Source organism: Marinobacter sp. L-13 (assembly GCF_056857715.1).
The window spans coordinates 1-22,422 of record NZ_JBSXNQ010000019.1 but is presented as its reverse complement, the minus strand read 5'-3'; the positions used below and the strand labels follow the sequence as shown (position 1 = coordinate 22,422).

The following is a 22,422-nucleotide window of genomic DNA, read 5'->3' as shown; positions in this document are numbered from 1 at the left end:
AGATCAGCTATGGCATTGCTGCTGTAGGCCTAGCCTACACGATCAACAGCGACACCAGTGGTGATGGGGTGTTCGTGCAAGGAGATGCCTATTACTACGCCTCTGTTGGGGTGCCTCTGCAGGACAGCTACAGTGCCGGTGTTACGCTTGGCTATTATGACTTCGCTGATGACGGCAAGGCTTCTGTCGGTGAGGCAAGTTATTCACACGTCGCCGCCAACGTTACAAAGGATGCGGGAAACTTCGGTTCCTTCAGTGTTAACGTGGAGTACGCGGACATTGAGTCAACCGACGCGCTTGGCTCTGTCAACTCGGATGACCCGAAGTTCTGGCTGGGTTGGAGCAGGAGTTTCTGATCGGCCAAGTGATCACAAGCAATTCAGATCCAGAATAAAAAGCCGGCCCAAATGACGGGCCGGTTTTTATTTATCATGCAAGAACCCACCATCGTGCGCCTGCCTTGACGCCCGGTGACTCGACATCCTCGCCCTTACCTCTGCCCCCCCCTGCCGCCAAAGCTCATTTCTTATCCGGTGCCTGAATTTCAAACTGTATTAAAGGTTTGTCTGTAAGATCGCTCCGGAATCCCACGCAAAAATGCTGACTCACTGACCTCAGTCAAACAGCCAGGATGATACTAAATGAACAAACGATTGTTGTTGTGCGCGATGATAGTTCCGGGAGCCTTGGCCGTCTCTCCCATGGTGTCGGCCCAGGCAAAAGAGAGTGTGTCGCTGAAAGAATATCAGCAGGCCAAAGCCAGCCAGGCTGTTTCCCTGAACCAGGCCATGGTGATGGCTTTCGAGAATAGCCCGGTATTGGCTTTGAGGCGGGCCGCGGTCTCGATACAGCAGGGACAGCTTGATCATGCCAGCCGCTGGGCGCCGAGCAATCCAGAGTTTGAGTTGGGGGCCCGTCAGGCCCCGGATCAGGCCGACGAGTCCCTGGAATATGGGGTGAGGGTTACTCAGGAGATCTGGATGGGTAATCGCGGCGACCTTGGGCAGTCGCGTGCCCGGAGTAATCTCACGTCCCGGCAACAGGAGCTTGAATACCTGAAGGTAGCCACCAAGGCGCGGGTGCGGGCCGCCTATTTCCGGATACTGCTGGCTCAGAAAGAGTTGGAAACCGCAACCCGTGCCGTTGAACTTATGCAACGCACCAAAGACCTGGTTGAAATGTCCGTAAAACAGGGTAAACAAACCCGGATTGATCTCAATACCGCAGTCATTGGGCTTGCCAGGGCCCGGAATCAAAAAGCCTCGGCGGAACAAAAGCTCGAGCAATCAAAAATTGACCTTACCGAAGTGCTCGGGGTGTCCCCCTCCGATGCCGTTGGGGTGACCGGCGAGCTTGATGTAACGCTCGAAGACCTGCCTCCGACCAGCCAGCTTGTCGAGATGGCACAGAGTCAGAGAGCGGACCTGAAAGCGGCGGCCGCAAGGATTGCAGCGGATGAATCTGGCCTTGAAGTTGCGAAAAGCCTGACGATTCCAAATCTGAAAGTCTTCGGATTTTATGATCGTGAGGAAGGCTCCAACCTTTTTGGTGCAGGGGTGTCGATGCCTTTGACCGTTTTTCATGATTATTCCGGTGAGCAGAGACAAGCTGCTGCGCGGCTGAAAACCTCCGAGCTTGAGGCAGAGGCTTTGCGCCTGGCTACAGAGCGTCAGGTTGTGTCGGCTGTGGCCCGGTATGAATCCACCGCCGTTCGACTGCGCCAGATGAACGAGTCGATCCTGGAGCGTTCAGAGGAAACATTACAACTGATGCAGAAAGCACTTCGGGCGGGCAAGGTCGGTGCCTCGGATGTTCTGGCGGCCCAGGACAACCTCCTGTCGGTAAGGCAGGAATACGTTCAGGCGCAGAACGATTATATCGATGCCGTGCGGGCGCTGGAGATAAGCACGGGAGGTGCTCTGTCGATGTCAGCCGGTTCCTGAGGATAAAAAAACTCAAGATTAACCGTTATCTAATATTGAGGGTGAACGAATGATTCGCAATCTGAAGATATTTTTAATCGTTGTCAGCGTTCTGGGTATGCCGCAGGTATACGCTGCCGGAGAAGCTGAAGGTGACCAGCACGCAAATGAAGAAGCCGGGCATGCTGGAGAGGAAAGCCAGTCCCGCCAGATCCATCTGACGCCGGAGCAGACACAGTTGCTGGCCATACAGACCGTGGCGGTGTCCAAGGGGCGTGCCGACGCAATTGTCACTGCACCTGCTGAGATTCAGTATGTGCCGGACCGCGTGGCCGAGGTTGGTCCGCTGCTGGAGGGAAAACTGACAGGGTTGGCGGTTGATCTGGGGGATCGTGTCAATAAGGGGCAGTTACTGGCAACCCTGAACAGTGTGGAGCTAGCCCGGATTCGCTCCCGGTTAATCTCGCTGGAGGCCCGCAAAGAAGCGGCCGAGTCTGACTACAATCGTGAAAGGGAGTTGCAGGGACAGGGTATTTCCAGTGAAGAAGAGTTCCTGGATGCCAAGGCTGCCTTTCTTGAAACAAAAGCGGAGTACGATTCGGTGCGGGAACAACTGGCGGTATACGGCAGCGAGTCGTCAGGTGACAGTGGGGGGCTGGCGCAATACGCGCTCCGCTCACCCATTGAGGGGCGTGTCGAGCAGATGCATGTTCGTCTGGGGCAAACGCTGAGTCCGTCGGATACGCCTTTCATCGTGGCGGATGCCTCGGTGTTGTGGGCCATTCTTCAGGTGTCCGAATCCGATATTGACCAGATTTCAACGGGAGACGAGGTTCAGATTGCCTCCAGGGATTCAAGTTCCGACCGGTTTCACAGTGGGCAGGTATCCTGGGTGTCGAGCATGCTCGATGAAAAGACCCGCACCATCCCGGTTCGCGTTGTGCTGGAGTCTCCGAGGGGCGACCTTCGCCCGAATACCTATGCCACGGCCAGAATCATGACGGAATCGGAGGCATCACTGCCGCTGGTTCCGGATGATGCGGTTCAAACCATTGGCGATGAATCCGTTGTGTTTGTTCCGGGCGATGAGAAAGGGGCCTACCAGGCGGTTCCCGTCACGCTTGGCAAGGAGGCAAACGACTGGATCGAGATCAAGTCCGGCATCAGCGCGGGCACGGAAGTGGTTTCAGTAGGCGCTTTTGATCTGATGTCGGCCATTACCGCCAGTGGCCGTAGCGCCGCTCACGGACACTAAAACCCGGGGGGAACATGGTTAACGCAATTGTGAATTATGCGCTGAACAATCGTCTGATGACGCTTGTTTTTGCTATCGCCGTGATCGTTGCCGGCGTATTTTCATTTCAAAAACTGCCGGTGGATGCGTTTCCGGACGCGACGCCGACCATGGTTCAGGTGTTTACCACCAGTCCTGGTCTGTCGCCGGTGGATATTGAAACGCTGATTTCCTATCCCATTGAAATCAGCATGTACGGCATCCCCAAGTTGCAGAAGGTTCAGAGCACGTCGATTTTCGGGCTTTCCCGGGTGACCATCTATTTCGAAGATGGCACCGATATATACTTCGCCAGGCGGCTGGTAAACGAACGGCTTTCAGAAGCCAAGCGCCAGATCCCGGAGGGCATGGGGGAACCCGAACTAGGACCCATCACCACGGGCTTGGGACGTATCCTGATGTATTCCCTGAAAGCTGAGGACGAGAGCCAGTACAGCTTGCAGGAAATCCGCACGATCCAGGACTGGATTGTCAAACCCCAGCTCAGAACCGTGCCGGGTGTAACCGGTGTGCTGTCCATCGGCGGCGAGGTAAAACAGTACCAGGTCAATATCGATGCGCAGAAGCTTCAGGCTAGGAACCTGACAGTGTCTGACGTCCGCGGCGCTCTCACCCAGAATAATCGAAACGTAGGCGCCTCTTTCATTACGCGAGGCGGTGAAGAATATATTGTTCGCGGCTACGGTTGGGTTAATTCAGGTACCGAGGGCATCGAGGACATCCAGAACATCATTGTGTCCAAAAGTGAGAGAGAGTCTCCTATCTATGTCAGGGATGTGGCAGAGGTTGGCCTTGGGCCGGCGATCCGCCGCGGCGCGGAGGTGTCCTCGGGCGAGGAGTCCGTGGGCGGCTACGTGATGAAGCTGATCGGAACCAACACCAGTCAGGTACTCGAGGACGTCAACGCAAAAATCGATGATCTGAACAAGTCACTTCCCGAAGGGCTGAAAATAGAAGCTTATTACTCCCAGGCGGAGTTGGTGGGCAAGGCCATAGGCACTGTCGAGAAAGCGTTACTTGAGGGCTCGGTTCTGGTGCTGGTGTTCCTCTATCTGTTCCTCGGAAATATTCGTTCCACACTGATCGTGGTGGCGACCTTGCCGTTGTCTGTGCTTTTCGCATTCATTGCGATGCGGATTTCGGGCCTGTCCGCCAATCTGATGAGTCTGGGGGGGCTGGCTATCGGCATCGGTATGATGGTGGACGGCGCCGTTGTGATGATAGAGAACATCTTCCGACATCTGGAAGAACGATCAGAGGAAAAGGTCAGTGTTCTGAGGCTTGTAGGTGAATCTGCCCGGGAAGTGGCTCGTCCGATTGTGTTTGCCATTGGCATCATTATTATCGTTTTTCTGCCGCTGTTTACGCTGCAGGGCGTTGAGGGCAAGCTGTTTTCGCCCATGGCCTACACCATCAGTTTTGCGTTGATCGGTGCGCTGTTACTCGCGTTGACGTTGGTGCCGGTTCTGGCCTCGCTGTCATTCAAGATGGGTGGACAACACAAAGAGCCGAAGCTGGTTCTGTTCCTGAACCGGCTATACAAGCCGGTGGTGAATACTGTCGTCAAAGCCCCTAAAATTGTGATGGGCGTGGCCGTCATTGCCTTTGCCGGCAGTCTCCTGCTGTTTCCCTATCTCGGGAGCGAGTTCGTGCCCACGCTCAGGGAAGGCACGTTCCAGATTCGCTCGACACTGCCTCCTGGAGCCAGTCTTGAATCCGCCATCAAGTATGGCAAACGGATTCAGTCCGTTGTCGATGAATTTCCAGAGGTCACCGGCACCTATGCCAGGATCGGTCGTGCCGAGGTGGGCGGTGATCCTGAATCCGTGAACGTTGTCGCGACGCTCGTCAATCTGAAGCCTCTGGATCAGTGGCGAGAAGATGTGAGCTATGAGGACCTTCAGAGCCGGATTGCGGAGTCTTTGGCTGAGCGGGTTCCCGGGCTTGCCAACAATCTGTCACAACCGATTCAGCTCAGAACCGACGAACTCCTCTCAGGCGTTCAGGCGCAACTGGTTGCCAGCATTTTCGGCGACGACCTCGACGAGTTGGGCCGGATCGGCAAGGAAGTGGCGGCCCTGGCGAATGATGTGCCGGGGGCAACGGATGTGCGCGCTCAGCAGAGCGCAGGTAAAAAACAGATCGTTATTCGCCCCGACCGTGAAGTGCTGGCGCAGTTTGGCATCAGCATTGATAACCTGATGAGTACGGTCGAAACCGGGATTGGCGGTAAAGGCGCGGGGCTGGTCTTCGACGGTGTCCGGCGATTTGAGATCTTCGCCCGGCTGCAAGAGTCCTATCGCGGGTCCATCGATGAAATCAGAAAGCTTCCCCTCCGGGGTAATAGTGGCGAGCTCATCCCGCTTTCACGGGTGGCCGATGTTGAAATGTACGCTGGCCCCAAGAAAATTTCGCGCTCCAATGCCAGTCGGCGACAGTACGTGCAGATGAACGTACGTGGTCGCGATATGGGCGGTGTTGTTCAGGATTTGCGCAAGCGGATCGAGGAGCAAGTGGACATGCCGCCGGGGTATTTCGTGGAGTTCGGCGGTCAGTTTGAGAACCAGGAAAGGGCCATGGCGCGGCTGGCGATCGTTGTGCCCATTACCCTGGCGCTTATTTTCCTGCTTCTCTTTTCGGCATTCAGTAGTCTTCGCTATGCGGCGCTGATCTTCATGAATGTGCCCTTTGCGGTTACTGGTGGCATTGTCGCGCTGTTTGTGACGGGGCTTTACCTCTCTGTGCCCGCTGCCGTGGGATTCATCGCGGTGTTCGGCGTAGCCGTACTGAACGGTGTGGTGATGGTGAGCTACATTAATCAGTTGCGGGACGAAGGCTACGAAGTCATTGAAGCAGTCAAGTTGGGTGCTCAACGCCGTTTGCGGCCGGTTCTGATGACCGCCTCTGTGGCTATTCTGGGGCTGATTCCCCTGCTGCTGGCCGATGGCATTGGCTCTAATGTCCAACGGCCACTGGCAACGGTTGTGGTTGGCGGTCTGATCACGTCAACGTTGCTGACGTTGGTAGTGTTGCCCAGCGTGTATCAGTGGTTTGCATCCGAACGTCGTGACGTTGAAGTCTGATAGGCAGGAGAAGGCTTATGTATGAAATAAAGGCTTATGTCAGAGAGGTTATGGCAGAGCATGTGGTTGATGCTCTGGCCAGAGTCAAGGGCGTGACAAGCATTGCTGTCGTGCCTCTCAGCGAATTTGGTCATCTGGTCGGCGATGAGTCGCCTCTGGAGAAAGTGAAGATGGTCAAGCTGGAAGTAGACGTAGCGACCGATGATGTCGCTGGTGAAGTTGTGGAACTCATTGTCAGAACGGGCAGAACCCAGGATGGGCACCCGGGTGACGGCAAGGTACTTGTATCCCGCCTGGTTCGGGCTGTTCGTATCGAGGACGGCGAAACCGGTGAGAGTGCACTGGAGCCTGCTTCAAGCTAGTGCTCTGGAAACTGGATGGCGGTTCTGCGGCTTTTGGTTGCGGGCCGCCATCACAGTTCTATCTCCAGTTCCCAGCGATAGATCATATCGTCTGAGTCCGTAGTGAGGCCAAATGCAACGCCCGCCTGGAGTTCCAGAATACTGGAACCCATTCTGAACTCAGCCAGGATGGCAGGTCCCATCAAATGGTTGTTTTCGGCCCCGTAATACTCCAGCCCTGGCTGAAACGTGTCAGACTTCGTGTAGGCGAACTGTAATGAGCCAGTGGGCTCAAGCTGCTCGTCGTCTTCGCCAAATGAGCGGCTAACCAGAAGGTTCGTCAGGATGCTGTAATGCGCGTATAGCTGTCTCTCGTAAAGTGACCCAAGGGTCACTCCACCGGCTTTTTGGCCATGTTCTTTTGACAGTTCAATGAACAAGCCCGCAGCGCTCTCAGTGTCTTGAAAAAAGTTTCCAATCAGTTCGATTTCGTATTCCTCAAGTGAATACGCTCGCCCCGGTCTCTTGATTGCGTTGAAGTTAAGTTCGGCGCTCAGGCGTTCAGATAGCCCGTAACCCACCTCCCACTGATCGGCACGAAGGTTGTCAATTTCGCTCCCCTCACTGTCCAGAAACGCCCCAACCACTCCGATTTCGAGATCCCCCGCAGTTACCCGGGGGGAGTAAATTTCATCGACTGCGAGCTCTGATTTGACCGTGAGGGGCCATAACAGAACCAGGAAAGCCAGTTTGAGTTTGAATCCGTGGCGCGGTGCGCCTGCGTTATTCGTTGCTCGAGACATAGATCACCTTGAAGAAGTGACGGAAAGTAAGGGGCATCGAATGACAGGCTATTGATCTGAGCGCTACAGAAACATAAGTCTTTGGTACTCATTTTGTCCGTCAAAAGGACAGTCCGGGAATGCTGGTGGAGTTGGAGGGCGGTTTCTTTTGTGGATGACGCTTCGAATTCAAGTTCATTTCAACCTTTTCACTTACTATCTCCACCTCTACCTACCTTGTCATGGGCGTCTCGCCCCCATGAATTGTGGCTAACAACCCCTTCGGGAGAAAGTCGATGAAGGCAAGCAAGCACTCGCCCAGGGCGTTGCTGTGTTCAGTACTATTGTCTATTCCTCTGTTCGGTCAAGCGGAGACTGTGAATTGGACAAATTGGCTCACTGGCCAGATAAGCAAGCATCCGGATGTCATGGCGGCGACAGAGCAGGCGGCAGCCCGGAATCAGGATGCTGAGGCAAGCGAACAACCGCTGTATAACCCGGAGCTGTCTGTTGGAGCAGACAGAACGGGCAGTGACAACAACTTTGTGGCAGGGCTATCACAAACGATCGATTGGTCTGATCAACAGGGTGCGCTAAAGGACAAGGCAAAGCTGATCAGGCTTTCCGCTGAAGCTGATTTGAACGAGGCGGTTTTGGCACAAACGTCCGAGTCGCTGTTTGCGCTTGTCGAGTGGCGCGCGGCGACGCGTGCCGAAGAAATTGCGGAATCCCAGCAACACCGTCTGAATGCCTTGCTGGAGCAGGTTGAGCAACGCCAGCAGGCGGGCGACCTGGGGAGTACCGATGCAGAGTTGCTTTTTTTAAGCCTTTCTCAGCAGCTCAGTGAACTCGCCCAGGCAAAGGCCGCAGTTGATCGAGCAGAAACTCAAGTTAGAGAACGTCTGCCGGACTGGAGGCCTCAGGATGGGGGAATCCCCGGGCACATTTGGCCGGCTCTTGCTTCCAGGGTCGATAACGACAATTTGCTGGATCATCCGTCAATTGCTGCTGCCCGCGCGAGGTGGCAGGTGCTGCGGAGCGAAGCCGAGGTGGTCAGTCGCAGAGCGACGGCATCTCCCACGGTCGGGCTGAGCGGAGGGCGTGATGGCGGTGAGAACCTGGTTGGCCTGACGTTCTCGATCCCTCTGAACGTCCGTAATAACTACAGCGCTGAAACCCGGGCTGCGAATCGACGGGCTCTGGAGGCGGAAGCGCGGTTTCAGGCGCTCTACCGGAAACGACAATATGACCTGGCAGGCGCTCGCGCTTCCTGGAAGCGATACGACAAGCAACTCCGTCGATGGAAAGAACTCTCCCAGGGGCGTGTACAGCGAAGTGCCGATTTGCTTGAGAAGCAGTGGCAGGTCGGCGACCTCTCCACCTCTGAGTATCTCCAGGCGCTGGGCCAGCGCGCGGAGAGCCTGAAAACCGGTATTGAACTGGAAAAGCAGGCGCAGTTGGGTCTGATTGAGCTCTTGAGCCAGTCTGGCGAACTGATCACCCTCTTCCAATACTAGTCTGGAAACTGGATATTCATTATGAAAAAAGCTCTGATTTCAGTATTCGCATTGACGTTGCTTACAGCCCCACTTTCTTTTGTACAGGCAGAGGAAGATGCTCATCAGGAAGCCGGTCATGATCATGCTGCCAGTGGCGACGATCATCAGGAAGTCACCGGTGAGAAGGGCGAGCATAAGGAAGATCATGGTGAAGAAGGTGAGCATGAAGAGGAAAAAGCAACTACCGCAAGCATCAATGCCAAACAGAAAGAGCTCGCCGGCATTGAAGTAGCAACCCTCGAAAGCAAGCACGTTGACTATGAAATCTACGCTCCCGGTGAGCTGCTGACCAACGGCTATACCAGCTATCACGTGTCCCCCCGGGTTGCCTCAGTGGTGCTGCGGCGTCACGTGGAACTGGGTGAGCACGTAACCAAGGGCCAGCCGCTGGTAACCCTGTTCAGTGAGACGGTGGCACAGGCGCAGGCGGATTACAGGAAAGCTTTTCCTGAATGGAAGCGAATCAGCGGGCTGGGTCGTTCCGTGGTTGGCGATCAGCGGTTCAATACAGCGAAAGCCAACATTGAAGCAGCAAGGGCGACTCTGCTTGCTTACGGGCTGAACGATGATGACATTGGTGCGTTGAAGGCCAGCGGGGTGGATAGTCTCGGTGAATACATGCTCAGGGCTCGCGTGGATGGTGCAGTACTGACCGATGAGTTTGAGCAAGGACAAAGAGTTGAGGCTGGCCAGCCGCTGGTGACTCTTGCTGATGAGAGTGAGCTTTGGGTAGAAGCCCATCTGCCAGCAAGCTCCGACATTGTTCTAGAGAAGGGCGCGGAAGCCGAAGTCAGGGCAGCGGGTCGTGTGGGCGTGGCAACGGTGTCCCAGGAAGCCCACACCATTGATCCTGTGACCCGCACGCGGATTGTCAGGCTGGAGCTGGACAATCCTGAAGATCGTTTTCATCCAGGAATGTTCGCAGATGTGTATTTTCGTTTTAAGACCAGCGAGCCGGTGCTTGCCGTGCCGGAGACTGCATTGATGCGTGGCGCGGACGGCGACTGGACGGTCTATGTGGAAGAGGCCGAAGGCGAGTATGAACCCGTGGAAGTGGAACTGGGCCGCTCAATTGGCGGGCTCCGTGAGGTTTCCGGCCTGGCTGCGGGCCAACGAGTCGTTTTGCGGGGCGCATTTTTTGTGGCCTCTGAGATTGCCAAAGGCGGCTTTGATCCGCACAACCACTGATTCCGGGAGTCATTATGTTCAACCGAGTTGTCGACTTGGCGGTTCAGAACCGCCTGTTGGTTCTTATTGCGCTTGCAGTGCTTATCGCCACGGCCGCGTTTCAGATACCAAAACTGAATCTTGATGCTTTCCCCGACGTTACAAACGTCCAGGTCGCTGTTAATACAGAGGCGCCCGGACTTGCGGCTGAGGAAGTCGAGCAGCTGATCACCTATCCCATTGAAGCGGTGATGTATGCGTTGCCGGATGTTGAGGAGGTTCGGTCCATCTCCAAAACCGGGTTGTCTGGTGTCACCGTGGTCTTTAAAGAGGGCACGGATATCTATTTCGCGCGCCAACTGGTTTTCGAGCGGTTGCAGGCCGCGCGGGAGCTGATTCCGGACGGGGTCGGGGTGCCTGAAATGGGGCCGAATACGTCCGGTCTTGGCCAGGTCTACCAGTACCTGCTGATAGCGGACCCGGATTCGGGGTACGACGCAATGGAATTGCGCAGCTTGCACGACTGGCTGGTCAAACTGTTGCTGATACCGGCTGAAGGGGTTACGGAAATCCTGTCGTTTGGCGGAGAGGTCCGCCAGTACCAGGTTAACCTGAACCCGGCGCGAATGCTGTCCTATGACTTATCACAGAACGATGTCATGGAAGCCCTGGAGAACAACAACTCCAATGTTGGGGGCTGGTATATGGGCCGCGGGCAGGAGCAGTTGGTTATTCGCGGTATGGGCTGGCTGGGTAATGGCGAGCAGGGGCTCGAGCAGATCCGTCAGGTGCCCGTTAAAACCAGTGATGGCATTACAGTGACAGTGAACGATGTCGCCGAGGTAGCGCTGGGCACTGAAATTCGCCAGGGTGCGGTAACCATGACCCGGAAGGATGAAGCCGGTCAGGTTGAACAACTGGGTGAAGTGGTTTCTGGCATTGTACTCAAACGAATGGGGGCCAACACAAAAGCCACCATCGACGGCATCGAGGCCCGCATTGATCGCATAAATCAGGCGCTTCCGAGTGGGGTTCGTTTTGAGCCCTATTACAACCAGGCGGATCTGGTGACCAAGGCCGTAGAGACGGTGACCAATGCGCTTTTGTTGGCTTTTGTGTTTATTGCGATTGTGCTTGCCCTGTTCCTGATGAATCTGCGGGCAACAACGCTGGTGCTGCTTTCAATACCGATTTCCATCGGGATTGCCCTGATGATCATGGCCTGGTTCGGTCTCTCGGCCAACCTGATGTCTCTGGGCGGCATTGCTGTGGCAATCGGCATGCTGGTGGATGGCTCTGTTGTTATGGTTGAGAACATGTTCAAGCATCTGACCCATCCTGATGCTGAGCATGACGCCCATCGGGATGAGTTGGCTGGAGATGACCCCGATCCATTGGACGCGTCACACGATGATCATGGCATTGCCCTTCGTCTCCAGGAAGCCGGCCGGGAAGTGGCGCGGCCGATTTTTTTCGCGACGGCGATTATCCTGGTCGTTTTCATGCCTCTGTTCAGCTTCGAAGGTGTGGAAGCCAAGCTGTTCCAGCCAATGGCAATCAGCATCATGCTGGCTATCGTGTCGGCGGTGATCGTCGCTCTGGTGGTTGTACCCGCGCTGGCATCATACATGTTCCGTAAGGGTATCCGGGAGCGGGAAAGCTTCATTCTAAAACCCCTGGAAAAGCTCTATCGCATGGGGCTTGCCTGGTCACTGAAGCATAGCCGCGTGGTTGTTGGCGCGGCGGCGGTTCTTGTTGTACTGGCGGCGCTGATTGTTCCACGACTGGGCACGGAGTTTGTCCCTGAACTGGAAGAAGGGACGATCAACCTCCGGGTGACGCTGGCCCCTTCATCAAGCCTCGATACGGCGCTTGAAGTGGCGCCGAAACTGGAGGCCATGCTGATGGAGTTTCCAGAGGTGACCTACGCCCTGTCCCGGGCGGGCCGACCGGAAATAGGCGGCGATCCGGAGCCCGTCAACAACATCGAAATCTACATTGGCCTCAAGCCAACAGCCGAGTGGACCAGCGCCAGTAATCGCTATGAATTGCAGGCCCTGTTTGAGGCGAAGCTCGAACAGCACCCGGGGCTACTGTTTAACTTTTCTCAGCCTATTGCAACTCGGGTTGACGAATTGTTGTCTGGTGTCCGCGCGCAGTTGGCCATCAAACTCTTTGGCCCGGATCTCAAGGTGCTGGCCGAGAAAGGCCAACAGATCGAAGCGGCGGTCCGAACTGTTCAGGGGACCCGGGACGTGGCCATGGAGCAGATTGCCGGTGAAGCGCAGTTGGTGGTTCAGCCAGACCGTCAGGCACTTTCCCGGTACGGACTCGCCGTGTCTGATGTGATGAGTGTCGTCCGGGACGGACTGGGTGGTGCCGCCGCGGGCCAGATCATCAACGGAAATGAGCGGTACGATATCTATGTGCGCCTGGCCAAACGTTTCCGGGAAGACCGGGATGCCATTGCTGATCTCAGGTTGCAGGCGCCTTCCGGAGCCTGGGTGAGACTCGGTGATGTGGCCGATGTGTCTATTGAGTCCGGCCCGCCCCAGGTGCGCCGCGACGACGTTCAGCGCCGTGTGGTCATTCAGTCCAATGTGCAGGGTCGTGACATGGGCAGTGTGGTTGCCGATATTCAGGATACCATCGCGTCAGAAGTGAACCTTCCCCCCGGCTATTCGGTGGATATTGGTGGTCAGTTCGAAAACCAGCAGCGAGCTCAGAAACGATTGACCATTGTGGTACCTGTATCTCTGGGGCTGATTGCGCTGTTGCTCTACTTCGCTTTCAGTTCGGTTGGTCAAGCGCTGTTGATTCTGGTCAACGTGCCGCTTGCCGTAATTGGTGGTGTCTTTTCGCTCTGGGTCTCCGGCCAGTATCTTTCAGTGCCCAGTTCCGTTGGATTTATCACACTGTTTGGTGTGGCGGTGCTTAACGGGGTCGTTATGGTCGAAAGCATCAATCAGCGAATACAGGATGGGTTGAACGTGGATACCGCGGTGTTTGAAGGTGCCGTCTCCCGTTTACGTCCTGTCTTGATGACAGCAATAACCTCGGCGCTCGGCTTGATACCGATGCTGTTGTCGACGGGCGTGGGAGCGGAAATCCAGAAGCCACTGGCCAGCGTGATTGTTGGTGGTCTCGTGACTGCAACTTTCCTGACACTCTTTGTTTTGCCGGTTCTGTTCGGTCGCTTTTCAAGAGCCAAGGTGAGTGATATTCAGCGGTAGATGTGAGGCGGAAATGCATAGTTGCGGTTACATGCATGGAAGTGTAATTCCGCCCGTTTTAACGGAGACGAGGGTCTTGCTGTTGAACTTTGCTCCTAGAAAGAAGGCTGTGACTGTGATTCTGGTGCCCGATGTTTCTGAAGAGTCAATGTTCACCATTTCCGGAATTGTTGTTGAAACATCGGGCACGATGGTTAGCCACGGGTGTGTCGGCCAGGATGAAGAAGGTTCCCTTTAAAAGAATAAGTGGATTTATTGCCGCCGGAGGAATGGCAACCCTTTTCCATTGGGCGGCCATGTCCGGCCTGGTTCTGCTTGGCATGGCCCCCGTAGCAGCCACCTTTTCTGGAAGCGTTGTAGGAGCGGTTACCAACTACTGGTTGCAGCGAACTTTGGCCTTTCCAAACGCACGCCCACACATCCAGGCCATCTGGCGATATGCCTTTTCCTGTTCACTCGCAGCTCTCCTGAACGTTCTGATCTTTTTAGTCCTGCATCAACTGTTTGAAATCTCTGTTGTGCCTGCTCAGCTTCTAACCACTGCGGCTGTCGCTGTATTTAACTATGTTGTCTACCAAAGGCTGGTGTTTCATGAACAAACCTCTTGAGACTTCCCGTGCGCCGAATGAATCAGAGCTGCTTTCCCTGGTGGTTCCGGTGTTCAATGAGCGTTCGATGCTTCCCCTATTCTTTGAGCATGTATTGCCGATCCTTGCGAGCCTCGATATTCGCTCGGAGATCGTGGTTGTGGACGATGGTAGCGAGGATGGCAGTGCCGAATTTGTTAGGACTTTCATTAAAAGGAAATCGAGCATCCGTCTCGTCAAGCTAAGCCGCAACTTTGGCAAAGAGGCAGCGGTAACAGCAGGGCTGGAGCATGCCAAGGGGGATGCGGTGATCGTTCTGGATGCGGACCTTCAGGATCCACCTGAATACATTCCCGAGATGGTCAGGAGTTGGAAGTCCGGCTTTGATGTCGTTCTGATGCAACGTCGATCACGTGTAGGCGAGAGTTTTCTCAAGCGCTGGAGTGCGCACCTTTTCTATCGCTTGCTGAATAAGACCAGTCGCACTGAAATCCCGGTCGACACGGGTGATTTCCGATTGATGAGCAGGCGGGCAGTTGATGCCCTTCTCCGGTTAGGAGAGCGCAACCGCTACATGAAGGGACTCTTTGCCTGGGTTGGTATGCCAACGACGATCATCGAATACGACCGGGCATTGAGAGTGGCTGGCGAGAGTAAGTGGGACTACCCGGGCCTGGTCGGCCTGGCCCTTGAAGGCCTGACTTCCTTCTCAGTGTCACCTCTCAGATGGGCAACGCTTGTCGGCTTGCTGGCCGCCTCCGTTGGTGGATTGTTCGGTGTCTGGATTGTAGCGAAGGCAATAATGCTCGGCGATCCGACTGACGGCTACCCATCGTTAATCGCCCTCATCAGTTTTCTGGGCGGCATACAACTGGTGAGCGTTGGTATCGTTGGTGAGTATGTGGGCAAAACCTACATCGAATCGAAACAGCGACCACTGTATCTGACCGAAGAAGTGGTCGAGAACAAAGAGGTATCAAGCCGAGACCAAATCAGCAACTTCAGAGGCGTCAAGAATGCTAAAGCGATTTGAGCCCTGGTTCTGGGTACTGGCTGCCGTATTGTTCAGTCGCTTTATCGGAATGACGCTGTTTCCCTTCGTGGATACAACGGAGCCCCGATACGCTGAAATCGCTCGTTTAATGGCTGAAACCGGGGACTGGATAACGCCCTGGTTTGAACCCGGCGTTCCGTTCTGGGGGAAACCTCCACTGTCGTTCTGGGCTCAGGCTGCCTCTATAAAAATATTTGGACTGTCTGAATTTTCTCTGCGGCTACCGGCATGGTTCGCCACGATTGGAATCGTATGGCTGACGTGGTGCCTTGCAAATCATGCGCGCGGTGCTGCGGTCGCTCGATGGTCTACTCTTGTGCTTTCCACGATGGTACTCACCTATATCAGTGCCGGCGCAGTCATGACGGATACGTTCCTGGTATTTGGAACGACCCTCTCCTTGGTGAGCGTGTGGTTTGTGCTTTCAGGGCGCTCTGACTATTGGCGCTGGTGGTTTTTCATGGGCCTGGCCATCGGTTTGTTGTCAAAGGGACCGTTGGCTGTTGTACTGACCGTTATCCCCCTGGTGCTATGGGCTGCTATTTTCAGGCAGCGGTTACAGCCGTTGAAAAAATTACCCTGGCTTCTTGGCTCACTTCTGACACTGGCGATTGCCGTGCCATGGTACGTGCTCGCTGAATTGAAAACGCCAGGGTTCCTCAACTATTTCATCATTGGCGAACACTTTAGCCGGTTTCTGGACCCCGGGTGGGCCGGCGATTTGTACGGTAGTGCCCATGACCGGCCCAAGGGCATGATCTGGATATTCTGGCTTTGGGCTTCATTCCCCTGGGGTATCATTGGCTTGGTTGGCTTTGGCCTTGCGGCGGCGCGAGGCAAAACAAAGGATATATTCACTGGTGCTGTTCAAGACGCCTCAACGCTGTATCTGTTGTTTTGTGCGATAACGCCAATGCTGTTCTTCACCCTGGCAGGCAACACGCTTTGGACGTACATACTTCCTTCTCTTCCGTTCTCGGCCATTCTGATTGCCGGATGGGTGTCGAAGCTCGATCTAGGTGCCTGGTCCAGAGTCAGGTCGGGGGCTGTATTACTTGCACCCGTTCTCATTACCCTTTTTGTGTTCATAGGTGTGAGCGGAGTAAAACCACTAAAAACCGAGAAGCAATTGATAGGCCGGTATGAGAGCATTCAGCAAGCGGGAGACGGTCCAATCTTTTACATTGGCGAGATGCCATTTTCCGCACGTTTTTATTCGTTGGGCGACGCTGTCGAAATCACCTCCACAGAATTCGACAGTCTGCTGGAAGCTGACGGGTACGCCAGGGTCTTTGCAGTAATTCCAAACCATGCGGTCGATGAGGTTCTTGGTCCGCGGGCCACTGACGCTCAGAAGTTGGGGGAGAACGAACGGTACCAGCTATTCTCGATCGATCTTCCGCCAACAGACAGCCAGAATGACCCCGTTGATTCTGAATTAAACTCGAAGAATGATTAATGACGCAGCTGATTACTGCTAAAACTGAGTCTTTGAAGGCCGGATTTTCAAGATGGCTGGCCTTTTGGCAGTGATCTAGTCCGGAAATGGCAGTAAAATCAGAATCCTGGCTCCTCCGTTTTTCGAGGATCCGATTTCCAGGTGTCCGAGGTTGTCTTCGACAATCTCGGACACGATGGACAATCCGAGCCCAAAACCGGCGACCGTTTCATCCAGCCTGGTACCCCTGTTCATGACAGTGGCTGCCGCCTCGGGAGAAATTCCGGGGCCATCGTCCGCTACTTCTATGGAGAGTCCTGATGACGTGCGGGCGATTGTAACGTCGACGGTTGTCTGGCACCACTTCCCGCCATTTTCGAGTAAATTGCCAAGTAGCTCTGAAAGATCCTGTCGCTCCATTGGCCAGCTGAAGTTTTCAGGTAAGTTGGTGTGGAGGCGAAAAACCGTGTCAGGGAAGATTTTTTCCATAACGGTGATGACACTTGCCGTGATTTCAACCGGCATGCACGTCCGTCCCATCTGTCTGCCTGATATGTCTGCTTTGCTCATCCGGTATTTCAGGGATTTGTCAAGCTCCCGCAAGTTAGAGGCCATAAACACAACATCCTCCCGGGACGGAGGCAAGGTATCGATATCCGACAAAATGGCAAGATTGGCAGAAATAGAGGTTTTGACCAGGTGAGAGAGATCGGAATTCAGGCGGCGGTGGCGGTCCAGCCGCCGGTTTGACAGCTCGAGCAAATCATTGAGCTGCCGGATCAGCGGACGAAACTCTTCCGGCACGTGAGGGTTCAGACGACTTTGTTTCCCGGATTGGAGCCGTCTCAGGTCCTCTTTTATCCTACTGATGGGCTTTAACGTCAGATGTGTGGTGGTTCCAATCAGTGCCAGCAGTATCGCCAGAAGAACGGCCGAGGCACCGAGCAATGTCAGGTGGGCCTTCAGCGGTCGTTCAGAGAGCGCCCCCTCGGTTTCAAGAACGGTGATTGAGGCCAGCTTTCCAGTAGCAGTGAACGTACGTCTAAGCCCGAAAAGCGTGTTCGCACCCTGCGCTATGTGGATGAAACCCTCGGGCTTCTCTGCAGCGCCCTGCAGTTGGCTCTGGTCAAAGTTCGGGCTCGCCAGGACGCTTCCGCTAGCCGTTTCGATGACGATGGCATGCCCCAGAAGCATTTCAAACTGATTGATCATGTTGCTGAGGTCGTCGGTTGTGGGGGATTCAGCCTCAATGATTGCCTGAAAGTTTCCCAGCTCTTTGTTCAGGTGTTGCTTCCTGGACTCGTCCGATAGTTGCTTTATCACGTAGGTGTGTGAAAAGAATATCAGAGTAAAATATACGAGGCTGAAAACAGCACCATACTGAATGGCTGTTCTGCGGATACTTTTCGGAGCAGACATATTTTAACCTGGTTGGTTCACTCGGGCGTTCAGCGGTTAGGATCTTTTTCGAAGTAGTAGCCCTGGCCACGCAATGTTTTTATTTTATTGACCCCTATTATTTTTCTAAGCCGGGTTATGTAAACCTGAACGACATTTCTGGTGGGGCATCTTTCTATGTTGTAGAGGGATTCAACCAGTTCGTCCTGGGAAAACACTCGGTCCGGTGAACGGAGGAAACACTGTAAAAGGCGGAATTCCGTAGCTGTCAGTCTGAACTCTTTCTGGTCGGGCGTGGTAAGCGTTCGGTAGGTGGCGTTGAGATGAAATCCGTCGACGCTGATCTGGTCTGTCGTTCTGCCGTCCTTTCTGCGGATAATCGCACTGAGCCGGGCTTTCAGTTCATCAAACTCAAACGGTTTGGGAAGGTAATCGTCGGCACCCGCGTTCAACCCTTCTACTCTCTCAGTCCAGTTGGAGCGTGCGGTCAGAATAAGGATGGCCTCTTTTTTCCCGTTTTTTCTCCATCTTTGCATTAAAGACAGTCCATTTTCATCGGGCAGTCCGATATCGAGAATAACGGCCTGGTAGGAGCTTGTTTCAATCAACGAGTCCGCTTCTTTGCCGGTTTTGGCGACATCGACTGTGTAGTGCGCCTGCGCAAGCCAGTCCGATATTTTTTTGGCAAGTACAGCATTGTCTTCAACAATCAGAATTTTCATTTGTAAGCGCCGTTTTTCGTGGTGGGAAAGTTTCGCCAGTCTGCCATGGATTGTACCAGTAACGGCAACTCCCCAGAAAAACAGCAACCCGTTAAAAATGGGGGGTTACCGGTCGACTTTTCAGTTTGATTTCAGTTGCACCGGGTAGCATCAATAATCGAGCCACGAACGCGAGAAGCTGTATATACATGGTTTTAGGAGCAACCTATGAGCGATAGACATTTCTATGCAGGTGTGTCCAGGCGCCGCCTTATACAAGGAGCTGCCACGATGGGACTTCTTGCCGGTTTCGACAGCTTGTTGCCGGCCTATGCTAGAGGACAACTGGACAACACGAACGCATTTCACACCGTGCGTAATGGCGCTGACATCTACGACCTGACCGTCGCGAGAACACCTCTCAAGATAGGGGGCAGAGTCTCGGAACAGCCCATCACCATCAACGGCACTCTGCCGGCGCCTCTGGTGCGCCTCAAGCAGGGGCGCGAGGCAATCTTGCGTGTCACCAATACGCTACCGGAGGCAACATCCATTCACTGGCATGGTCTGATCCTGCCGTACCAGATGGACGGCGTTCCTGGCGTCAGCTTTCCCGGCATCATGCCCGGCGAAACGTTTGAGTACCGTTTTCCGGTCGAACAGCACGGCACCTACTGGTACCACAGCCACTCTGGCCTTCAGGAACAGCTGGGCCATTATGGGCCGATTATCATTGATTCTGCCGAGCCGGAATCGGTGGCCTATGATCGCGAATACGTTGTGGTCCTCTCCGACTGGACCTTTGATTCTCCCGACGACGTATTCCGCAATCTGAAAGTGGCAGAGGGTTACTACAACTATAACCAGCGCACCGTTGGCGACTTCTTCAAGGATGTTGAAACCATGGGCTGGGATGCCGCGTGGAGCAAAGCCGGCATGTGGGGCAGAATGCGAATGAGCCCCCGGGATATCCTGGATGTAACCGGTTCTGAATATACCTACCTGATGAACGGGTCGCCTTCCGCCAGTAACTGGACCGGGCTGTTCCGTCCCGGCGAGAAAATTCGCCTGAGATTCATCAACGCCTCGGCGATGACATTCTTTGATGTCCGTATCCCGGGACTCCCGATGACGGTTATTTCCGCTGACGGCCAGCCAGTACAGCCCGTTGAAACGGATGAATTCCGTATTGGCGTGGCGGAAACCTACGACGTGATCGTACAACCAACCGACACGGCCCATACCGTGTTTGCCCAGTCACAGGATAGGTCGGGGTATGTGCGCGGAACGTTGGCCACCCGCAAGGGAATAGAGGCGCCAGTGCCGCCCATGTATCCGCGAACCGAGCGCGGTATGGCCGCCATGGGCATGGGCGCGATGAGCATGGGCGCCATGGGCAAGGACGGCGATATGAACATGGACAGCGGCATGGACATGGGTGGCAAGATGGCGATGATGTCGGGCAGCAACGACAAAGCCCATGGCGAAATGATGATGGATGGCGCCGGCTCGGGAATGAACAAGATGAGCTCGGACAAAGCAACGATGAATGAGGTCCCGACGGCGGGTCGGCCGATATCCCATGGCACTGATAATCACGGTCCCGGGGCGGCCATGGTGGCTTCCAGCCCGCAGTCACGCCTGGATGACCCTGGTGTAGGTTTTGAAACAGCCAATCATCGGGTGCTGACTTATTCCCAGCTGCAGAGCATTGATGGCTGGCCTGACAAGCGCCCGGCCGAACGCGAAGTGGAACTGCACCTTACCGGCAATATGGAACGTTACATGTGGTCGTTCGACGGCAAAAAGTTCTCTGAAGTCGATGGCCCGGTCAAGTTCTACCATGGCGAGCGCCTGCGATTGATCCTCGTCAACGACTCAATGATGGATCACCCCATTCACCTGCATGGCATGTGGATGGAACTGGAAACCGGTGCGGGTGAGTATCGTCCACGCAAACACACGATTTCCGTCAAACCCGGCGAGCGTGTATCCGCGCTGATTACGGCGGATGCACCGGGTGACTGGGCTTTCCATTGCCACCTGCTGTACCACATGGACGCAGGCATGTTTCGTGTCGTGTCGGTCGTTTAACGGGATAGGGGATGAGCATTATGATGAATCGCATCAAGTGGATTGTGGGCGCCTCAGCCCTCACGATTGCCTCGGGAGCCGGCGCCGCTGGTACTGGCGTTCAGGCCGAACCGGACTGGACACTGCCAATACATGACAACCAGGTGTTTGGCCAGGTTCTGTTTGACCGGCTGGAATACCAGCGTGACGGCAACAACGAAATGGCCCTGTGGGATGCCCAGGGATGGATTGGCAAAGATCGCAATCGGCTCTGGGTCGAAACGGAAGGTGAGACCGATCTATCCAGCGACAGCGGCGACATCGAAAATTTTGATGTGCAGTACAGCTATCGCTTCGATCGCTTCTGGGATATACAGACAGGATTGGGTGCCCAGACAACGTTTGGCCCCAGCCCTAATAAGGAACGCTATTCGGCCATTGTTGGATTGCAGGGACTTGCCCCGTACTGGTTTGAGGTAGACACCAACTTCAGAGTGACCGACGACGGTGACGTGTCATACGATCTTGAAGCCGAGTACGACTGGCTGCTGACCCAAAGGCTCATTTTGCAGGGCCGCGGCGAAACGCTCGTCGCCTTCAGCGATGTCGAGGAATGGGGCGTCGGTAGTGGCATCAACAATGTGGGCCTGGGGCTCCGCCTGAGATACCACTTTTCGAGGGAGTTTGCACCCTACGTGGGTGTTTCTTACACCCGCTTTCTCGGCAATACAAAGGACCTTCGTGAGCGCGAGGGGGAAGACGTCGAGTCCTCCAGCTTCGTGGCAGGCGTCCGGTGGTGGTTTTAACACCATAAAGCCCTAATCGGGATAGGGGGGAGCCACTAGGCTCCGCCCCTCCCACACCACCCGGCAAGCGGGTCCGCACCGGGCGGTTCGAGACGTTGAGGTATCACGAGAGACGCGGCACGCCCAACCGATCAAAGTAGGCAATCGTCAGCACGTTGTGAATGGCAGACCGACTGTTATGCCACCAGCGACGGCTCAGGGCCGCCACGGATTCCACAACCCAGGGACTCGCGCCAAGGCGCAGCAGTTCCCCTTCACTTCCGTCCGGTTTCGGGATGCCTACCCGCCGCTCCCTTGTTGGCCTTCACGCGCTTCCATGCCCGTTGCATATTCTCTCGTGCGAATACCTGCTCAAGCAGGCCTCGCCCTGCGCCCTCCGGTTCTCGTCGCGGGAGTCCTGTTTCATCGCTGGTCACATCTGGCAAGGCTTCACCTTTCCGCTCCGTGTTGCCACGTTGCCCTTTCAGGCATAAGGCGAGATATCCCCGGGTAAGAACACACTCCTTCACCGCACAACCGCCGGATTTACGCCGCATCGCCTTGGCCACAAGAGCTTCGCGGCTTCTGGCCCGCTCGCCCTGCTCGGCAGTGCCTCATATCCGATTCTTGTTCATCGGCTCACGGTTTACGCTCCACGCTTCCTCTCAACAGTTGCTCGCCCTTCCGCAGTTGCGCTTCACTTCGTTCGCTGTGGCCAGCTTACGGGAGGACTTGCACCTCCAGGAGTGCGCCCCTGCCGGGCGCACAAAAAAAGGGGCAGAGTGTTCTGCCGTCGCCTCTGGTTAACCATCAAAAGACATACTGGACTCTTCCGCGAAGTTCGTCGCCGCCATTGTTATTCGCGTCTTCGCCGTCCATGTAATTTATACCAAGACTGGCCAACTGTAAGGTAAATCGCTTTTGAGCCCTTGATGTCGGACTGCAGCTCATCAATCAGCTTTATGCTTTCAGAGGTGACTGAGCCCAGCACCAGTTTTGCATCGA

15 protein-coding genes and 1 pseudogene are annotated in these 22,422 nt (G+C 55.0%); 13 read left to right on the top strand and 3 right to left on the bottom strand.

The features are described from left to right. The 5 genes and pseudogenes from AC13DD_RS00885 to AC13DD_RS00865 all read left to right on the top strand — a co-directional run. Window positions 1-356, top strand: a pseudogene (locus tag AC13DD_RS00885) (TorF family putative porin); the annotation flags it as partial. Window positions 357-641: 285 nt separating this feature from the next. Continuing rightward, window positions 642-1,943 carry a TolC family protein gene (locus tag AC13DD_RS00880; RefSeq protein ID WP_036208654.1) on the top strand — a complete coding sequence of 434 codons (1,302 nt, stop codon included), beginning with the start codon at window positions 642-644 and terminating at the stop codon, window positions 1,941-1,943. 49 nt (window positions 1,944-1,992) lie between these two features. Next, window positions 1,993-3,177, top strand: a complete 1,185-nt coding sequence (locus AC13DD_RS00875; protein ID WP_482930714.1) for an efflux RND transporter periplasmic adaptor subunit — start codon at window positions 1,993-1,995, stop codon at window positions 3,175-3,177. Between the two features lie 14 nt (window positions 3,178-3,191). After that, window positions 3,192-6,299, top strand: a complete 3,108-nt coding sequence (locus AC13DD_RS00870; protein ID WP_482930713.1) for an efflux RND transporter permease subunit — start codon at window positions 3,192-3,194, stop codon at window positions 6,297-6,299. A gap of 17 nt (window positions 6,300-6,316) precedes the next feature. Beyond that, complete coding sequence (locus AC13DD_RS00865; RefSeq protein WP_036208664.1) at window positions 6,317-6,661, top strand: P-II family nitrogen regulator; 345 nt, start codon at window positions 6,317-6,319, stop codon at window positions 6,659-6,661. 50 nt (window positions 6,662-6,711) lie between these two features. Here AC13DD_RS00865 and AC13DD_RS00860 read toward each other — a convergent pair whose 3' ends face one another. Beyond that, window positions 6,712-7,443 (bottom strand): hypothetical protein, encoded by a 732-nt coding sequence (locus tag AC13DD_RS00860; protein ID WP_041333833.1) that lies wholly within the window; start codon window positions 7,441-7,443, stop codon window positions 6,712-6,714. Between the two features lie 356 nt (window positions 7,444-7,799). Between AC13DD_RS00860 and AC13DD_RS00855 the strand changes: the two genes are divergently transcribed. The 6 genes from AC13DD_RS00855 to AC13DD_RS00830 all read left to right on the top strand — a co-directional run bounded on the left by AC13DD_RS00855 (window position 7,800) and on the right by AC13DD_RS00830 (window position 16,481). Then, on the top strand, window positions 7,800-8,939 hold the full coding sequence (locus AC13DD_RS00855; protein ID WP_339666746.1) for a TolC family protein: 1,140 nt from the start codon (window positions 7,800-7,802) through the stop codon (window positions 8,937-8,939). A 21-nt stretch (window positions 8,940-8,960) separates the two neighbouring features. Further along, complete coding sequence (locus AC13DD_RS00850) at window positions 8,961-10,169, top strand: efflux RND transporter periplasmic adaptor subunit (RefSeq protein ID WP_348680983.1); 1,209 nt, start codon at window positions 8,961-8,963, stop codon at window positions 10,167-10,169. A gap of 14 nt (window positions 10,170-10,183) precedes the next feature. Further along, entirely contained in the window at window positions 10,184-13,381 is a 3,198-nt protein-coding gene (locus AC13DD_RS00845; protein ID WP_482930712.1) for an efflux RND transporter permease subunit, read from the top strand. 218 nt (window positions 13,382-13,599) lie between these two features. Next, entirely contained in the window at window positions 13,600-13,989 is a 390-nt protein-coding gene (locus AC13DD_RS00840) for a GtrA family protein (RefSeq protein ID WP_039881780.1), read from the top strand. Continuing rightward, the gene (locus tag AC13DD_RS00835; protein WP_008169859.1) at window positions 13,973-15,001 is read left to right on the top strand and encodes a glycosyltransferase family 2 protein; all 1,029 of its coding nucleotides are present in this window, start codon (window positions 13,973-13,975) and stop codon (window positions 14,999-15,001) included. The genes AC13DD_RS00840 and AC13DD_RS00835 overlap by 17 nt, the downstream gene beginning before the upstream one ends. Further along, window positions 14,985-16,481, top strand: a complete 1,497-nt coding sequence (locus AC13DD_RS00830) for an ArnT family glycosyltransferase (protein WP_008169862.1) — start codon at window positions 14,985-14,987, stop codon at window positions 16,479-16,481. Before AC13DD_RS00835 ends, AC13DD_RS00830 begins: the two co-directional genes overlap by 17 nt. A 75-nt stretch (window positions 16,482-16,556) precedes the next feature. On the opposite strand, the gene AC13DD_RS00825 is transcribed toward AC13DD_RS00830, so the two are convergent. Together AC13DD_RS00825 and AC13DD_RS00820 are read right to left on the bottom strand one after the other, a co-directional pair. Next, complete coding sequence (locus tag AC13DD_RS00825) at window positions 16,557-17,879, bottom strand: ATP-binding protein (RefSeq protein WP_482930711.1); 1,323 nt, start codon at window positions 17,877-17,879, stop codon at window positions 16,557-16,559. A gap of 29 nt (window positions 17,880-17,908) precedes the next feature. After that, on the bottom strand, window positions 17,909-18,580 hold the full coding sequence (locus tag AC13DD_RS00820; protein WP_348680835.1) for a response regulator transcription factor: 672 nt from the start codon (window positions 18,578-18,580) through the stop codon (window positions 17,909-17,911). A gap of 207 nt (window positions 18,581-18,787) precedes the next feature. On the opposite strand from AC13DD_RS00820, the gene AC13DD_RS00815 reads away from it, so the two are divergent. Together AC13DD_RS00815 and AC13DD_RS00810 are read left to right on the top strand one after the other, a co-directional pair. Continuing rightward, a complete protein-coding gene (locus AC13DD_RS00815) occupies window positions 18,788-20,653 on the top strand; it encodes a copper resistance system multicopper oxidase (RefSeq protein ID WP_482930710.1) in 1,866 nt (621 codons plus the stop codon). A gap of 11 nt (window positions 20,654-20,664) precedes the next feature. Continuing rightward, complete coding sequence (locus tag AC13DD_RS00810; RefSeq protein ID WP_475102111.1) at window positions 20,665-21,438, top strand: copper resistance protein B; 774 nt, start codon at window positions 20,665-20,667, stop codon at window positions 21,436-21,438. The last annotated feature ends 984 nt before the right edge of the window (window positions 21,439-22,422 follow it).

Coding starts and splice junctions, on each gene's coding strand:
- AC13DD_RS00880 (WP_036208654.1), top strand. CDS start 642: ATGAACAAACGATTGTTGTTGTGCGCGATGATAGTTCCGGGAGCCTTG.
- AC13DD_RS00875 (WP_482930714.1), top strand. CDS start 1,993: ATGATTCGCAATCTGAAGATATTTTTAATCGTTGTCAGCGTTCTGGGT.
- AC13DD_RS00870 (WP_482930713.1), top strand. CDS start 3,192: ATGGTTAACGCAATTGTGAATTATGCGCTGAACAATCGTCTGATGACG.
- AC13DD_RS00865 (WP_036208664.1), top strand. CDS start 6,317: ATGTATGAAATAAAGGCTTATGTCAGAGAGGTTATGGCAGAGCATGTG.
- AC13DD_RS00860 (WP_041333833.1), bottom strand. CDS start 7,443: ATGTCTCGAGCAACGAATAACGCAGGCGCACCGCGCCACGGATTCAAA.
- AC13DD_RS00850 (WP_348680983.1), top strand. CDS start 8,961: ATGAAAAAAGCTCTGATTTCAGTATTCGCATTGACGTTGCTTACAGCC.
- AC13DD_RS00845 (WP_482930712.1), top strand. CDS start 10,184: ATGTTCAACCGAGTTGTCGACTTGGCGGTTCAGAACCGCCTGTTGGTT.
- AC13DD_RS00840 (WP_039881780.1), top strand. CDS start 13,600: ATGAAGAAGGTTCCCTTTAAAAGAATAAGTGGATTTATTGCCGCCGGA.
- AC13DD_RS00835 (WP_008169859.1), top strand. CDS start 13,973: ATGAACAAACCTCTTGAGACTTCCCGTGCGCCGAATGAATCAGAGCTG.
- AC13DD_RS00830 (WP_008169862.1), top strand. CDS start 14,985: ATGCTAAAGCGATTTGAGCCCTGGTTCTGGGTACTGGCTGCCGTATTG.
- AC13DD_RS00825 (WP_482930711.1), bottom strand. CDS start 17,879: ATGTCTGCTCCGAAAAGTATCCGCAGAACAGCCATTCAGTATGGTGCT.
- AC13DD_RS00820 (WP_348680835.1), bottom strand. CDS start 18,580: ATGAAAATTCTGATTGTTGAAGACAATGCTGTACTTGCCAAAAAAATA.
- AC13DD_RS00815 (WP_482930710.1), top strand. CDS start 18,788: ATGAGCGATAGACATTTCTATGCAGGTGTGTCCAGGCGCCGCCTTATA.
- AC13DD_RS00810 (WP_475102111.1), top strand. CDS start 20,665: ATGAGCATTATGATGAATCGCATCAAGTGGATTGTGGGCGCCTCAGCC.